The sequence below is a fragment of the Thermomonas sp. genome, from assembly GCF_020850895.1.
Taxonomy (GTDB): Bacteria; Pseudomonadota; Gammaproteobacteria; order Xanthomonadales; family Xanthomonadaceae; genus Thermomonas.
The window spans coordinates 1-15836 of sequence record NZ_JADZDS010000021.1 but is presented as its reverse complement, the minus strand read 5'-3'; the positions used below and the strand labels follow the sequence as shown (position 1 = coordinate 15836).

Below are 15836 nucleotides of genomic sequence, written 5' to 3'. Positions count from 1 at the left end.
TGCTGGTGGTGACGGTTTGGCGTGGGACAGCCGCGGTCGTCGGTCCGGTCATGCGCAGCGCCAGCGTCCTGTGGATGGCGCTCTACACGCGTGCCGAAAACGGCTACTTGAAGATCCTGCCCGCCGCGCTGCGGCGGCCGACCCCCATCCTTCTCGCGGCCACCGTGGCCTTCGCGCTGACCTTGGCGGTACTTCCTTTCCTGGGCACCGACCTGATCCCGCAGCTGGCGCAGGACCGCTTCACGATGACCGCGAAGCTGCCGCCGGGCACGCCCCTGGCGCGTACCGATGACCTGATCCGGCAGATCGAAGCAGCCCACGACCGCGACGACGGCGTGCGCGTGCTGTACGGGGTCTCCGGCACCGGCACGCGACTGGATGCCAATCCGACCGAAAGCGGCGAGAACATCGGCAAGCTCGACGTGGTGATGAGCGACAACAGCGCCGAGGGACCGCTCACGGAAGCGCTGCGCGCCAGCATGCGCGACCATCCGGGCGCACAGGTGAATTTTGCGCGGCCGGAGTTGTTTAGCCTTGCACCGCCACTTGAAATCGAGGTCGAGGGCAATGACCTCGAGACGATCCGCACCGCCGGCAATAAACTCGCGGCGATGCTGCGCGCCAATCCGCACTACGCCGACGTGAAATCGACGGTGGAGCAGGGCTTCCCGGAAATCCAGATCCTGTTCGACCAGGACCGCGCCGCGGCGCTGGGTCTGACCACACGCCAGATCGCCGATGCCGTCACCAAGAAAGTGGCCGGCGAAGTCGCCACCCGTTACAGTTTCCGCGATCGCAAAATCGATGTGCTGGTGCGGGTGCGTGAGTCCGACCGTGCTTCGGTGGATGCCATTCGCCACCTGATCGTCAATCCCGGCAAGGGTGCCCCAGTGGAACTGGCGGCAGTGGCACGGGTGGTCGCGACCTCCGGCCCCAGCGAGATCCATCGCGTCGACCACCGGCGGGTGGCGGTGATCTCGGCCAACCTGCGCGACATCGACCTCGGCGCCGCGGTGCGCGAGGTGGAGGCGATGGTGGCGAAGGACCCGCTGGGCGTGGACATCGGCATCCGCATCGGTGGCCAGGGCCAGGACCTCGACGAATCGCTGCGCTCACTGCTGTTTGCCTTCGGGTTAGCGGTGTTCATGGTCTACCTGGTGATGGCCTCGCAGTTCGAATCGCTGCTGCACCCCTTCGTCATCCTGTTCACCATCCCGCTGGCCCTGGTCGGCGCGGTGGCGGCGCTGGTGCTGACCCGATCGCCGGTGTCGGTGGTGGTGTTCATCGGCCTGATCCTGCTGGTGGGCCTGGTGGTGAAGAACGCGATCATCCTGATCGACAAGGTCAACCAACTGCGCGAGGACGGCGTGGCCAAGCGGCAGGCGCTGATCGAGGGCGCGCGCTCACGCCTGCGCCCGATCATGATGACCACGCTGTGCGCGGTGTTCGGCTTCCTGCCGCTGGCACTGGCGTTCGGCGATGGCGCCGAGGTGCGCAGCCCGATGGCCATCACCGTGATCGGCGGACTGCTGGTGTCGACCCTGTTGACCCTGGTGGTGATCCCGCTGGTCTACGACTTGCTGGATCGTCGCCCGGATGCGTTCTACGCGGAGCGCGGCCGACGCGCGCGTGCCGATGCCAGCGCGCTGGATGCGGTGATCGCACACGAACACGACCCCCTCGATGGCGGGTCGGCCGGGTGAGGATGCAGGCGTGAACATCACCGAACTGTCCATCCGTCGACCGGTGTCGACCATCATGCTGTTCGTCTCCCTGGTGGTGATCGGCCTGATCGCGGCGTTCCGTTTACCCTTGGAGTCGCAGCCGGAGACCTCCGCGCCGTTCTTCTTCGTTTCGCTGCCTTACCAGGGGTCGACCCCTGAAGAAGTCGAACAGAACGTGGTCAAGCCGGTCGAGGAAGCGCTGGCAACGATGTCCGGCATCAAGTCATTGAACGCAACCGCCTCCGCCAACAGCGGCAGCATATTCGTCCAGTTCAGCGACTGGGGCCGCAATGTTGCGGTTGCGGTCTCGGAGGCACGCGAACGCATCGACGCCATCCGCGACCAGTTGCCCGACGATTTCCGGCGTTACTTCGTCTGGCGCTGGAACAGTGGCGACGAGGAAGCGATCAGCCTGCGCCTGACCAGCCACGATAACCTCGTCGCACGCGGCGAACTGATCGACCAAACCATCAAGCGCCGGCTGGAGCGCCTGCCTGGGGTGGCCCGGATCGAAGTCGAAGGCATTCCGGAGCAGGAGATCGAAGTGGCGATCGAGCCCGACCGCCTGAATGCCAACGGCGTGGTGCTCGACGAATTGGTCTCGCGCCTGCAGGCCGCGAACTTCTCGGTGTCCGGCGGCATGATTACTGACGACGGCCGCCGCCTGCGCATCCAACCCAAGGGCGAGATGACCGATGTCGAACAGTTGCGCGCGCTGCCGATCAATGGCCGCGGCGTGCGCCTCGGCGACATTGCCGAGGTCACGAACAAGCCCCAGCGCACGACCTACGTGCGCCAAGTGGACGGCCGCCCCAGTATCGGCGTGGACATTTTCAAGGAACGTGCCGCCAACCTGGTCGACCTGTCGCGCGCCGTGAAGACCGAATTGGAGTCGCTTCGGCGCGATCCGGCGATGCGTGGAATCAACATCGAAGTGACCGAGGACCAAGGCGATCAAGTGATCAACTCGCTGCTGGCACTGGCGGAAGCAGGCGCAATTGGTTTGGCGCTGTCGGTGTTCGTGCTGTGGTACTTCCTGCGCCACTGGCCGTCGGTGCTGATGGTGAGCACGGCAATCCCGATCTGCTTCATCATGACCCTGGGCTTCATGTACTTCTTCGGGATCACCCTCAACATCCTCTCGATGATGGGCCTGCTGCTGGCGGTGGGCATGCTGGTCGACAACGCGGTGGTGGTGGTCGAAAGCATCTACCAGGAACGCGAGAAATACCCCGGCCAGCCGCGCCTTGCCTCGGTGATCGGCACCCGCCACGTCGCCATCGCGCTGTCGGCCGGAACCCTGTGCCACTGCATCGTGTTCCTGCCGATGATGTTCGGCGAGAAGAACATGCTGACGATCTACCTCACCCAGTTGGCGGTGACGATTTCGGTCTCGCTGCTTGCCTCATGGCTGGTGGCGATCAGCCTGATCCCGATGCTGTCGGCACGGCTGCAAACCCCACCCGCGCTCAAGTCTCCGTTCATCACCCGCCTGCAGGCGCGTTATGCCGACGTGCTGCGATGGACCTTGGAACACCGCGGTTGGAGCGTGCTCGGCATCTTCCTGATCGTCGCCGTGAGCCTGGTCCCAATCACCTACACCAAGGGCGATTCCGGAGACCAGGGGGATCCATCCGAGGTCGCGATCTTTTACCAGTGGAACGGTTCCTATTCGAAGGAGCAGATGGGGGAAGTGATCGGCGCAGTGGAGCGATACATCAATGCCAACCGAAGGCAATTCGACGTCAAGCAGGTGTATTCCCGCTATGCCGAGCAGGGCTGGGCCGTCACCCAGATCGAGCTGAACCACTCGGACAGTGAACAGGCACAAGCTATCGCAGACCGGCTCCGCGACGGGTTGCCGAAATCGGCGCGGGCCAACATCGGCGTGGGCCGCCAAGGCGGCATGGGTGGTGGTGGAAGTCAGGACATTTCATTCAGCCTGATGGGGGATTCGACCCAGACCCTGAAGGAGATCGCCAACGACGTCATCCCGATCCTTTCCCGCAGCCGCAGCCTGCGCGATGTGCGCGTGGATACCGGCGATGCCGGAAGCGAATTGACCGTCCACGTCAACCGAGATCGCGCCGCGGCCTACGGATTCAACGCGCAGCAGGTGGCGCAATTCGTGGGATTGGCCCTGCGCGGCTCCTCGCTCCGCGAATTCCATCGCGGGGAAACCGAGATCCCGGTGAACGTGCGCTTCCGGGGCGTTGATCACTACGGCCCGGAAAACCTGCAGTCCTTCACCGTGCGCGCCCCGGACGGCCGCAGCGTGCCGCTGCTGGCGATGGTGGATGTGTCCGAGACGCCCTCGGCCAACTCGATCCAGCGCATGAACCGCCAGACCATGCTCAAGGTGCAGGCCAGCCTCGCGCCGGGCGCGGACATGGAGCAGGCGCGCAAGGACATCGAAGCCACCCTGAATTCACTCGACTTGCCACCCGGCTACGGCTACACCTTCGAGGGCAGCGGCTTCGGCATGAACATCGACATGAACCAGCAGATGATGCGCAACACGCTGATCGCCGTCGCGCTGATGTTCATCGTGATGGCCTCGGTGTTCGAATCACTGCTGTTCCCTCTGGCGATCATGAGTAGTGTGGTGTTCTCGATCCTCGGCGTGTTCTGGGGCCTGTGGTTGACAGGAACCCAATTCAACATCATGGCATTCATCGGCGTGCTGGTGCTGATGGGGGTGGTGGTGAACAACGGTATCGTGATGATCGAACACATCAACAACCTGCGCCGGCGTGGGCTGCCACGGATCGAGGCGTTGATCGAGGGCAGCCGCGAACGCCTGCGACCGATCCTGATGACGATGGGCACGGCGATCCTGGCAATGATCCCGATCGCGATCTCGAACACCCAGATCGCCGGCGACGGCCCACCCTACAACCCGATGGCACGGGCCATTGCCGGCGGATTGGCGTTCTCCACCGTCGTCACCCTGTTGTTCCTGCCGACCATCTATGCGCTGCTCGATGACCTGCGAAGCGGCACCGCGCGGATCATTGCCCGGGCCCGTGGCTTGGACACTGCCCAGCCAGCACCAACGGGTACCGCGGAGGCTGGCGCATCCGCAGGCTGAACCGGCGTTGGCGTGGATCATTGTGCAATGACCCCAGGATTCCCCCGGGATGTCGGCCAAGGAACAGATTTCCCCCGACGGCTTGGATGACCGACGTTCCCTGGGGAATTCCTTGAGCGTTCGGATCCGATCAGCGGCATGCCCATGGCAACCCGCCAGCGTGTACGATCCCCACATCCCCTCCATATCGAGGCAGCCGCCATGTTCGAACGCTTCTCACGCAGTTGGAGCCTGATCAAGGCCAGTGCCGGCGTCCTGTCCAAGGACAAGGAATTGCTGGTGTTCCCGCTGCTGTCGAGCATCTGCGCGCTGATCGTGGCTGCGGCCTTCGTGCTGCCGATCCTCGGCATGCGTTCGCTTGACGCCCTGGGCGAGGGTGGCGCAGGCGTGCAGGCCGGGGCCTACGTGGTGACGTTCCTGTTTTATCTGGTCCAGTATTTCGTGATCTTCTTTTTCAACTCGGCCCTGGTAGGTGCGGCACTGATCCGGCTCGACGGTGGCAATCCGACCGTGGGTGACGGCCTGCGCATCGCCACCCGCAAAATCCTGCCGATCCTCGGCTACGCCGCGATCGCGGCGACCGTGGGCATGATCCTGCGTTCACTGCAGGAACGCGCCGGGCTGCTTGGGCGCATCGTGATCGGCCTGATCGGGGTGGCGTGGACGGTGGCGAGCTTCCTGGTGGTGCCGGTGCTGGTCAGTCGCGACGTCGGCCCGATCGATGCGGTCAAGGAAAGCGCGGCACTGCTCAAGAAAACCTGGGGCGAGAACCTGATCGGGCAGGGCGGCGTGGGCGTGGTGTTCGGCCTGATCTATGTCGCCCTGTTCTTCGTCACCGTGCTGGCGATCATCGCCTCCGGCATGTCCGGAAGCGGCGTGCTGGTGGGCACGGTCGTGGCCTCGATGATCGTGGTGTTCCTGCTGGTCGCCTTGATCCATTCGGCGCTTGCTGGGATCTATTCGGCCGCGCTGTACCGCTACGCGATGGGACAGGAATCGTCGACCGGCTTCGATGGGCAGATCCTGCAACAGGCGTTCCGGCTGAAGTAAACACCGGACACGGATGCCCTACAGCAGCTTGCCGAGGATCCGCGCGCCGGCCATCCATTCGCCGGCGACCGTGCCGAGGTTGGTGAGCAGGAACACCAGCAGCACGCGGGTCACGCGATTGCGATACCAGCCACCCACCGTCTGGGCGTCGTCGCGCAACGCAAGAAAGTCCGGATAGGCGGGCTTGCGCAGGCGCAGGTCGACCAGCGCACTGAACATCCCCGAGGGCAGGCCGGGGCGGAACGGCTTGAACGGGGCCACGATGGTGCCGAGCAGGACACCGAATGGATGCGTGCCGGCCAGCAGTGCGCCGAGCGCGGTCAGGCCGCAGGTCCACATCACCCATTGCAGCAGCAGGTCGCGGCCGAGGCTGACGCCGCCGTGGTACCAGCCCCAGGCGATGCCACCGAAGATCAGGGTCAGCAGGGTCAGGGTGATCCACGGAATCTTGCGGCGCTGACGGATCACGCACAGGCGTTCGATCACCGATTCTGGCGCGTCGCTGCCCTCGGTCAGATAGGCGGTCATGCCCTTGAGATGTCCGGCACCCACCACCGCCAACACCCGCTTGGCACCGTCCTCGCGCTGGCGCAGGCGCGCTGCCATGTACTGGTCGCGCTCGTCGATCAGGGTGGCAAACAGGGTCGGGGTCTGCTGCGCGAATTCGCCGAAGCTCGATTCGAGCATGTCGCCTTCCTTCAGCCGCTCGATGTCCTCCTCCGACACCTCGTCGGTGGAAAACAGGCTGGCGCCGACGCCGCTGACCAGCTTCATCCGGTCCCACCAGCCCAGCCCCTGCAGGATGCGGCGAAAGGTGATGCCGACATCGCGGTCGATCAATTGCAGGGACAGCCCGCGCGCCTGTGCTTCGACAGCGGCGGCCTTGAGTTCCGCGCCCGGCTCGATCCCCATCTGCTCGGCCAGCCGGCGCTGGTAGGCGGCCAGGGCGAGGTTGGCGGCGAATGGTGCCACCTTGCGCTCGCGGATGACCTTGACCAGATCGAGTTCGGCCAAACTGTCGGGTTCGGTCAGTGCCTTCAGCCGCTGCGGGTCGAGTTCGACCGCGATCGCGTCGAACTGGCCGGAATCAATCGTCGCCAGCACTGCATCGACGCTGGCTTTCGAGACGTGCGCCGTGCCCAGCAGGGTGTAGTGCACGCCATCGCGTTCGAGTTCAACGATGGGTTGGTCGGTGGATTGCTTCAGGATCGACTGATCGATGGGCGCGGCGGCTTCGGTAATGGCGTCAGTCACGGTAGCGCTTCACCAATTCGTCGTAAGCATCGATGCGACGGTCGCGCAGGAACGGCCAGATCCGCCGCACCTGCTCGCTGCGCCCCATGTCGACGTCGGCCAGCAGCAGGGTCGGCTCGCCGCCGGCTTCGGCGACGACTTCGCCCTGCGGTCCCAGCACGATGGAATTGCCCCAGAAATCAATTCCGGACGCCCCCAGTGGCGACGGCTCGTGGCCAACGCGATTGCAGCTGAGCACCGGCAGCCCGTTGGCGACGGCATGACCACGATGGCTCAGCACCCAGGCATCGCGCTGGCGATTCTTTTCGTCCTGCGCATCATCGGGGTCCCAGCCGATCGCGGTGGGATAGAGCAACAGTTCGGCTCCGGCCAGCGCCATCAGCCGCGCGGCTTCCGGATACCACTGATCCCAGCACACCAGCACGCCGAGCTTGCCGACCGAGGTCTGGATCGGCGTGAAACCGAGATCACCCGGGGTGAAATAGAACTTCTCGTAGAAGCCCGGATCGTCCGGGATGTGCATCTTGCGGTAGGTGCCGGCGATGCTGCCGTCGGCTTCGAACACAACCGCGGTGTTGTGATACAGCCCTGCCGCACGCTTCTCGAACAGCGAACTCACCAGCACCACCCCGTGCTGCTTCGCAAGCGCCGACAATCGCGCCGTGGATGGTCCGGGGATCGCCTCCGCCAGATCGAACTCGGCCACCGCCTCGTGCTGGCAGAAATAGGCGCCGTTGTGCAGCTCTTGCAGCAGCACGAGTTTCGCGCCGGCCTTCGCCGCTTCCGCAATGCGTGCCTCGATCACCGCGAGATTGGCCTCGGCGGAACCGTGGTTGCGCTCCTGCACGAGGGCGACGGGAAGAGTCTTGACGTTCATGGCAGCATTGTAGGGGAGGGGTGGGGAAGGGTCACTTGCAGACGCCTGTACCGACCCTCCCATGGCGGCCCATGTCAAAACGGCCGGCAGTGCCGGCCCGTTGGGACGTGATGACTCAATCGTGAAACAGATTGACCGACTGCCCGCCACCGCGACCGCTGCGCCCTTGGCTGGTCGTCACGATGGTGTTCCCATCCGGGCTGACCGCCAATCCGACGGGGAAGGGGTCGACGTCAACACTTTCAACCACCCGCCAGCTGGCGAGGTCGACCTTGACCAAGCGCGCCGCATTGTTCACGGCGACGTACAGGCTGCGTTGGTCGGGACTGAGTTCGATCGTGCGTGCACCCGGTCCCACGGACAAGGTCTCGCCACCCGGACCACTGACTGTCTGGCCGTTGGCTTGGCGGAGCGCCGCAACCATGGCCGGCAAGCTGTAGCGCCCGACTTGCCCACTGCTGTTGCCGCTGATGTACAGGGTCTTTCCGTCCTTGCTGATGACCAGATGGCGCGGATTGCCGACGATGCCGCTGAGGGTGCCGAGATAGCGGCCGGTCATCGAGTCGAAGCCCGCCAGGCCACCGCCGCCCATCCGTGCAACCAGCACGGTCGTGCCATCGGGCGTGTAGGTGGTTCCGCGCAGGCAGAACCCGCAATTGCTGTCGCGGTTGCCGGAGATGCCTTCCGTCGGCAGCCGTTGTTCAACCACCCAATGCCCCACGTAGTGGAACTTCGCTGGATCGTCGCCGCTGATGTCGAGCACCCCCAGGGTGTTGTCGCCCCAGTGGGTAATGACCGCCTGTCTGGAATCGGGTGAAATGGCGACGTATTTCGGCAACGGTCCGGTGGGCATGACGCGAACGATCTTGTCGGTGCGGGTGTCGATGATGGCCAGGGCCGATGGAGACGAGGCATTGCCGTCGAAGCTCCGACGGTAATAGGGCACCCACAGGAAACGCCCGCGGTGCGAGAACGCCATCTCCACCGGTTTGCCCATGAACCGGTTGTATTGCCCCGGGGTGCCGTTGAAGAACCGATAATCGAAGGCCGTGGTTTCCCCATCCTTGAACAGTGCGGCATCCGCTGCGCCGAAACTGTGGCGGATGACGGTCAGCAGCTTGAGCTGCGGGAAGCTGTAGACCAGCGTTTCACCGCCTTCCAGCGCATTGATGTAGAGCTTCCTGCCATCAGGAGAGAAATGCGCCGACTTGGGCGACTGGATGTGTGTGTCGTAGATGTCACCCGGCGTTCCGGATGGCCCCAGCGCTTGAATGCGGGCGAAACGCTGTAGCGTGCCATCCGCTCGGGTGGCGGCCGATGCAATCAGGAGCAGGGCTGCCAGTACGGTCGTGATCTTTGGCATGGGGAAATCTGGCGCAGAAGAAGTGGATCGAGCATGGCAATCCGGTCTTGCGCTGTCAATGAAACGCTCGATTGCACTGAGATGGCATTCGATGAATGCCGGACGTGCTGGGCCTGGTCGCGCCGGCTCGCTCTCATCGATCCGAATTCGAGAAATACCTGTACACGTCGATGCGCCCCCCGAAATCATCATCCGCCAGGACGTTGTCGATCTTCCAGCCATTCCCGGCAGGAATCAGGATATACGTCGTTTTCACGACGGTTCCTCCATGCCGACCATAGTCGAAAGTCACTTCGACGCGATTGGATCCGGCAGCCCCCGACGTCCCTTCAATGGTCTTGGCAGAGACGTCCTCCAGGCTAGGCGTATCCTGGCCTTGGGCAATGAAGTCGTAATCAGGCCCGCAGATTCCTTCCACATCGGCACAGGCCCTGTCATTGGTCTTCTTGGCAGAGAGGACGTCATCGGAGAACCAGGCGCTCGTCCAGTTCACGTCGTCGCCGTCATCCGCAAGATAGTTCGACAGAAATCTGCAGACGAAAACATCCGGGCTCTCTTTCTGGCCAGGGGGAACCGCGCCCACGTCCATGCAGCGCGTTGAATCACTTCCGGTTGGCGAGGGAATGCTGCCATGCGCAACGGACGCAGGCTCCGTTGCAGTCGCAGGTGTTGAAGCCGTCGCCGCATCTTCAGGAGACACAACGCCCGCGCGTTCGCCTTGGGTGCATCCAGACACGAGCATGGCCAGAAACAGGGAATGGCTTGTTCTCCGCATGATTCCACCTCCCATTGCATGAAACCTGATTCCTGAACCTATCACGATTTCAATGGATTCCTTCGGCCAGCCAGATTGGAGCGTTGGGCTGCGAGCGCACACGACGTTCAAGCGCGAATGACCGGTCTGCGGGAGTTGCGACTGTCGGCCTGATCGCGGTTGTACCTGCGATGCGAATCAGGTTTCTGTCGATACCAGCCCTGTCGGCAACTGCATGGTGATGCAATGCAGGCTGCCGTTCTGCCAGATCAGCGGGCGGCAGGGGACCTGGACGATTTCGCGGTCGGGGAAGGCGCGGGCCAGCACGGCGGCAGCTTCGATATCGGCAGGGTCACCGTAGGCGGGCATCAAGACCGCGCCGTTGATGATCAAGAAATTTGCATAACTTGCGGCGAGGCGGCGTTCTCCGTCCAGAATCGGTTTGGCCCACGGCAGTGGGAACAGGCGGTAAGGTGTGCCGTGTTTGGTCCGCAGCGCGGCGATTTCATCGGCCATCGCGGACAGGTCCGCGTAGTGGGTGTCGGCGGAATCGTCGCAAGCCTGGAACACGATGGCATCGGGCGCCGCGAAGCGGGCGAGGGTGTCGATGTGGGCGTCGGTGTCGTCGCCTTCCAGGGCGCCGTGGTCCAGCCAGAGCACGCGATCTTGCTGGAGCCAGGCTGCAAGCTTGTCACTCAATTCCGTGCGTGACGCATCCGGATGGCGCTCGTGCAGACACTGCCATGTCGTCAGCAAGCTACCGTCACCATCGGTCTCGATGGCACCACCTTCCAATGCAAAATCAATTGGTTGTCTGGAACTATTGAGAAACAACTTCTGGTCGACGAGGCGCTCGACCAAGCGATCGTCGGTGCCAGCCTCGAACTTGCCGCCCCAACCGGTGAAGCGGAAATCGAGCAGGTGGAAAGCCAGCCCCTGATCCGGCCTGCGGCCACCTTCTCCCCGCGGGCGGGGAGAAGGAAAACCGTCGCAGCGATTTCCCGCACAGGGATGTGCGGGCCGCGAATCCGCTCTGGCGGATTCGTCGCGATCCGGTTCGGACATGCGTCGAACCGGATCGGTCCGGGCCGCGGCAGAATGCCCGGTCCCGGACAACACAAGGCTCACCGGCCCGGTATCCCGTAGCCAGGTGTCATCGTAGAGAGCGATGACGAAACGCACCCGCGCCACGTCCACGCCAGCGTCATCCAGACGAGCGGTTGCATGTGCCTGCAGCGTGGCATCGGCCACGATGATGACGACAGTCTGGAAACGCGTGATGGCGGCCACCAGCGCGACATAGGTGATTTCCACCTCGGCCAGGCGGGCCGCCCAGTCGGTACCGGCATGCGGCCACGCGATCAAGACCGCCGATTGGGGCTCCCACTCGGCGGGGAAACGCAGGTCAGGCAGGGGCATCGCCGGTTATTTGGCCGGCTTCGGACCGATTTCGTCCGGCGTGGCCTGGTTTGCGACCGCATCGACCACGCGGCCGTGTTCGAAATAGACCACGAAGGCTGGATAAATCCAGCGGGTGATCGCCGGCCAAGCGCGACGCTGCCCACCCTGCGGGGCCAATTGCTCGCTGGGGGCGCCGTATTGCGCCTGCACTTGGGCGGCGGTTGCGCCGCGCTTGGGCATGTTGGCAGTTTCCTGCTGCACGCGCTGGATCAGCAGGGTGTCGGCGCTGGCAGCACCGACCATGCCGAGCAGGGCGATGGCCAGGGAGGTCTTGCACACCAGATGCTTCATCGATGCACTCCTACGCGGTGATGGTCATTGATTCTAGGGCGAAAACACCAAGGTCGGCACCCCCTTCGTTCGCCTGAAGCGGCCCGAACGCGCCGCCTGCAACGAAAAGAGCCGCCTCGCGGCGGCTCCCACCCACGCCAGCGGTGCCGGAACTCAGCGCTGACGGGCCTTGAAGCGGGGATTGGACTTGCAGATGACGAAGACCTTGCCGCGGCGGCGGACGACCTTGCAGTCGCGGTGACGGGACTTCGCCGACTTCAGGGAGGACAGGACCTTCATGACACACCTCGGCAGGAAAACAGTGATTGATTGAATTGCCACGGAAAACAACGATCAAGCCGCGCATTCTAACCGATTTGTTCGGTAATGCGCAACGTGCAGTGTCTTCCCTTGACGCACGACCTCGAGGGCCTCTGCGCGGTCCGACGCCGATAGGCACAACGCGGCACACGGCGGAGTCGGCGCGACATTGATCGTCAAGGTATACGGCGCGTGGTTCGGATTCACCTTGCACATTACCTACGTCTGTTCCGTACACGCACGTCCGGCGCTCCAGGAATCCCTCATTGCGGAATCGATTGTTTGCAGACTGAACATTGCGGTGCTGCGCCGCATCGGCTTGGGCTAGCATGGCCACATGTCGATCTGCGGCCGGCTGTGGGCATCGCTACTCGCGGGCATCCTGCTCGCGGTCGGTGCTGCGCATGCGCAATCGTCGATCACCCCACAGTACCGGACCACCACCTGGCGCACCGCCAATGGGTTGCCGCACTCCAGCGTCAGCTCAATGTTTCAGGACAGCGATGGCTATCTGTGGGTCGGCACCTACCTGGGTGTCGCGCGCTTCGATGGCGTGCGTTTCACACCCTTGTCGGAGCTGAGTGGTTCGGAGTTGGTGGCCGACCTGATTTCATCGATCACGCAGACACCTGATGGCGTTCTTTGGTTTGCTGGGACCTACCGTGGGTTGCTGCGCATGGATCGCGCCGGGCACTTGACGCGCTTCGACACCGGCAATGGCCTGCCAATGCAGTCCATCACCCTGGTGCGCCCACATCCTGAAGGCGGATTGTGGCTGGGCACGGGCAGTGGCCTGTTCCATGCACACTTTGGTGCGACTCGGGTTGAGTCCCTGCAGCGGGTGCTCGACCAGACGGTCTGGAGCCTGGCCCAAGATCAGGCTGGCACCGTGTATGCGGCGACTGAAAACGGACCGTGGCGCCACAGCCAGACGGGATGGCAGCCAGCCTCCGTGGATCCACAGGTCAGACGGTCGCATCTGTGGACGATCGTGTTCGATGCCGCCGGGCGCGGCCATGCGGGTTTTCGGGGCGGGCTGGCTGAGCTTGGCCCGAACGGTTTCGAATTCTCGCCACGCACGGCCGCACTGCCTTCGCCCATCGTTCGCGCCCTCCAGCCTGACCGGGATGGCCTGTTGTGGATTGCCACATCGGGAGCCGGCCTGATTGCCGACCGGGGAGGCACCCTGCGAACGATCACGCGCCAGCAAGGCCTCGCTTCCGACGTGATCTGGAACCTGTTGCGCGATCGTGAGGCGCAGCTGTGGGTTGGCACCGCGGGCGGACTGTCGCGCATCAGCCGTGTGCAGGTCCAAATGCTCGGCGATGGCGAAGGTGTACCGAAAGGCTTGGCCTGGGTCGTGGCGCCTCGACGGGCCGGGGGTTGGTGGCTCGGCTTCAATGATGGTGGCTTGGTCGCTTTCGATGGCCGCCAACGAATCGACGTGGCCCGCGCCCAGGCGATGCCTGCGGCAGCCAATGCCGTGCTGTCGGTGCTCGACCAAGGCGAGGTGCAGTGGATCGGCACCGTCGGTGGCCTGTTCCGGAGGCGGGCCGACGGCCGCATGGAAGGGTTTCACGAGTTCACCGGACGGCGCATCCAATCGCTTTATGCCATTGATGAGGCAACGTTGCTGGTCGCCACCAATGCAGGGCTGTGGCGACTGCACAAGGGGCAGGTGGATGTGGTGGAACTGCCTGGTGCAGGGCGACCCGTGGTCTCGCGCATCCGTGCCGATGGGCCGGGCAACTGGCTGCTTGCGGTACCCGATGCCGGCATCTATCGCTATGACGGCCGCGTGGCGACCCGAATCCTGGCCCTGCCGAACCAAAGGGTACGTGATGTGTTGCGCGCCCCCGATGGCCGCCTGTGGTTGGCGGCGATCGGCCTGTTTGTGTACGACCACGGCAAGTTGACTGCCATCGAGCCGATCAACCGAGTGTTGCCAGTGCAGTTCCACGCGCTCGAACTGGATTTCGCGGGTCGACTGTGGACCTCGACCAACGCAGGCGTGTTGCGAGTGCGGTTGGGCGAGCTTCACCGTTACCTTGCCGAACCTGCGGTGACACCCGACTTCACCCTGTTCGGTGAAGCCGAAGGCATGCGCTCGAGCGAAGCCAACGGCGGCACCCAGAATTCACTGATGATCGATGCGGAAGGAACCGCCTGGGTCGCCACGACCGAAGGCGTGGCGAGGATTCCCGCCGACGCGGAGCCAGTGCATGCACCCTTGCCGAAGCCACGCATCGAACGCATGGTCGTCGACGGCACGATCCTGCTGCCTGCCCGGGAATTGTCACTGCCGGCGGGGCCAAGGCAGGTCACGATCGACTACACCGCATTGCGCCTGGCCGATGCCGAACGCCTGCGATTCCGCTACCGCCTCATGCCGTCGCTGGATGACTGGAGCGAAATCGGTGCGCGCCGCAGCGTCGTGTTCGATGCACTGCAGCCGGGGCGCTACACCTTCGAGGTCGCGGTCGGCACCGCGACCGAGCCGTGGGGTGAGCCGGTCAGGCTGGCTTTCGAAGTGGCGCCGTATTGGTGGCAACGCACGGATCTTCGCTTGCTGGCGGTATTCGGACTCGCGCTGTTGACAGCGGGCCTGATCCTGTGGCGCACGCGGGAACTCAAGGCTCACGCCCGGGAACTCAAGGCCGAAGTGCAAGCGCGCACGCACGAACTCGAGCTTGCCAATGAAGCGCTAGAGAGCGCTGCCAACCATGATTTCCTCACCGGCCTGCCCAATCGGCGCGCATTTTTTGAAAGCCTCGAACGCCTGTTCTCTGGCAACGAGCCGCTGGCGATGGCGATGATCGACATCGACCATTTCAAGGCCTATAACGATGCCCTTGGCCATGTCGCCGGCGACCGCTGCCTGGTCGAATTCGCCAAGCTGCTCGAATCGCAAGCCAATCCGCAGGTGCAAGCCGCTCGCATCGGTGGTGAAGAATTCGCACTGGTTTTCAGCGCTGATACGGTGGCCACGGCGGGGCAACGCCTCGATGATCTGGCGGCAGTGCTGTGCGAACGCGCGATCCCGCACCCGGCCTCACCGCTACGCAGTACCGTGAGTTTCAGCGCCGGACTTGCCCTGCGTCACCGGGGCGACACTGACGTCCAGGACTTGATTCGACGTGCGGACGAGGCGCTCTACCGTGCCAAGGACGAGGGTCGCAACTGCTGGAGACGTTCGGATTGAAGCGAGGCCTCGGGCCTGCCGGCCGACGGCGGCACGGCGCAAGGCCCAGGCGAACCTGATGCGCCTGCAGCCGATCCATACCTGGCCTGTCAAGGCCCGGCTCCGCACGGGCTTGGCTCGGCACACCATGCGCCCCCCTTCCTGCTGCCGGTCTGGACCCGCACGAGCACGACCCGCGCTGCTCGGCCGGGTGGATTTGTCCAAGCCTTCCGTAATACTAGGCGGATGGATACGCCCATCTTGACCATCGACGGCCCTTCCGGTTCAGGCAAGGGCACCATCAGCCGGCTGGTCGCGGCCCGCCTGGGCTGGCACTACCTCGATTCCGGCGCACTGTACCGAGCGGTGGCGGTTGCCGCCGGCTGGTCGTCACTGGATCTCTCCGATGTGGCCGCGCTGGTGCGCTGCACCCATGCCACCAAGGTCACGTTCGACGACACGCCATTGGGCGAGCCTCGCGTCCTGGTCA

12 protein-coding genes are annotated in these 15836 nt (G+C 64.1%); 5 read left to right on the top strand and 7 right to left on the bottom strand.

Going from position 1 to position 15836, the window contains the following annotated elements; translation table 11 throughout:
- The 3 genes from IT472_RS01950 to IT472_RS01940 form a co-directional block, all read left to right on the top strand.
- Positions 1–1703: efflux RND transporter permease subunit (locus IT472_RS01950; RefSeq protein ID WP_297177566.1), on the top strand; the 1703-nt coding region annotated here is incomplete at its 5' end.
- Positions 1704–1713: 10 nt separating this feature from the next.
- Positions 1714–4815: an efflux RND transporter permease subunit gene (locus IT472_RS01945; RefSeq protein WP_297177564.1), complete on the top strand. Its 3102-nt coding sequence runs from the start codon at positions 1714–1716 to the stop codon at positions 4813–4815.
- Between the two features lie 201 nt (positions 4816–5016).
- Positions 5017–5865: a DUF6159 family protein gene (locus tag IT472_RS01940; RefSeq protein WP_297177561.1), complete on the top strand. Its 849-nt coding sequence runs from the start codon at positions 5017–5019 to the stop codon at positions 5863–5865.
- 18 nt (positions 5866–5883) lie between these two features.
- Here the strand turns inward: IT472_RS01940 and IT472_RS01935 are convergent, their stop codons facing one another.
- The 7 genes from IT472_RS01935 to ykgO all read right to left on the bottom strand — a co-directional run bounded on the left by IT472_RS01935 (position 5884) and on the right by ykgO (position 12144).
- On the bottom strand, positions 5884–7086 hold the full coding sequence (locus IT472_RS01935; protein ID WP_297177569.1) for a TraB/GumN family protein: 1203 nt from the start codon (positions 7084–7086) through the stop codon (positions 5884–5886).
- Positions 7087–7111: 25 nt separating this feature from the next.
- Positions 7112–7996, bottom strand: a complete 885-nt coding sequence (locus IT472_RS01930) for a carbon-nitrogen hydrolase (protein WP_297177558.1) — start codon at positions 7994–7996, stop codon at positions 7112–7114.
- Between the two features lie 115 nt (positions 7997–8111).
- Complete coding sequence (locus IT472_RS01925; RefSeq protein ID WP_297177555.1) at positions 8112–9359, bottom strand: YncE family protein; 1248 nt, start codon at positions 9357–9359, stop codon at positions 8112–8114.
- A gap of 133 nt (positions 9360–9492) precedes the next feature.
- Positions 9493–10134, bottom strand: a complete 642-nt coding sequence (locus IT472_RS01920) for a hypothetical protein (protein ID WP_297177552.1) — start codon at positions 10132–10134, stop codon at positions 9493–9495.
- A 177-nt stretch (positions 10135–10311) separates the two neighbouring features.
- Positions 10312–11532, bottom strand: coding sequence for an agmatine deiminase family protein (locus tag IT472_RS01915; protein ID WP_297177549.1), 1221 nt, complete (start codon positions 11530–11532; stop codon positions 10312–10314).
- A 6-nt stretch (positions 11533–11538) separates the two neighbouring features.
- Complete coding sequence (locus IT472_RS01910) at positions 11539–11865, bottom strand: hypothetical protein (protein ID WP_297177546.1); 327 nt, start codon at positions 11863–11865, stop codon at positions 11539–11541.
- Between the two features lie 153 nt (positions 11866–12018).
- The gene (gene ykgO, locus IT472_RS01905; protein ID WP_029213509.1) at positions 12019–12144 is read right to left on the bottom strand and encodes a type B 50S ribosomal protein L36; all 126 of its coding nucleotides are present in this window, start codon (positions 12142–12144) and stop codon (positions 12019–12021) included.
- A gap of 358 nt (positions 12145–12502) precedes the next feature.
- Here ykgO and IT472_RS01900 point away from each other — a divergent pair, with 358 nt between their 5' ends.
- Positions 12503–15367, top strand: a complete 2865-nt coding sequence (locus IT472_RS01900) for a ligand-binding sensor domain-containing diguanylate cyclase (protein WP_297177534.1) — start codon at positions 12503–12505, stop codon at positions 15365–15367.
- A gap of 225 nt (positions 15368–15592) precedes the next feature.
- A partial coding sequence (locus tag IT472_RS01895; RefSeq protein ID WP_297177531.1) for a (d)CMP kinase occupies positions 15593–15836 on the top strand: 244 nt, incomplete at its 3' end.

Bases quoted from the DNA above. Each gene is read 5' to 3' on its own strand.
- IT472_RS01940 (WP_297177561.1), top strand. From the start codon at position 5,017: ATGTTCGAACGCTTCTCACGCAGTTGGAGCCTGATCAAGGCCAGTGCC.
- IT472_RS01930 (WP_297177558.1), bottom strand. From the start codon at position 7,996: ATGAACGTCAAGACTCTTCCCGTCGCCCTCGTGCAGGAGCGCAACCAC.
- IT472_RS01925 (WP_297177555.1), bottom strand. From the start codon at position 9,359: ATGCCAAAGATCACGACCGTACTGGCAGCCCTGCTCCTGATTGCATCG.
- IT472_RS01920 (WP_297177552.1), bottom strand. From the start codon at position 10,134: ATGCGGAGAACAAGCCATTCCCTGTTTCTGGCCATGCTCGTGTCTGGA.
- IT472_RS01915 (WP_297177549.1), bottom strand. From the start codon at position 11,532: ATGCCCCTGCCTGACCTGCGTTTCCCCGCCGAGTGGGAGCCCCAATCG.
- IT472_RS01910 (WP_297177546.1), bottom strand. From the start codon at position 11,865: ATGAAGCATCTGGTGTGCAAGACCTCCCTGGCCATCGCCCTGCTCGGC.
- ykgO (WP_029213509.1), bottom strand. From the start codon at position 12,144: ATGAAGGTCCTGTCCTCCCTGAAGTCGGCGAAGTCCCGTCACCGCGAC.
- IT472_RS01900 (WP_297177534.1), top strand. From the start codon at position 12,503: ATGTCGATCTGCGGCCGGCTGTGGGCATCGCTACTCGCGGGCATCCTG.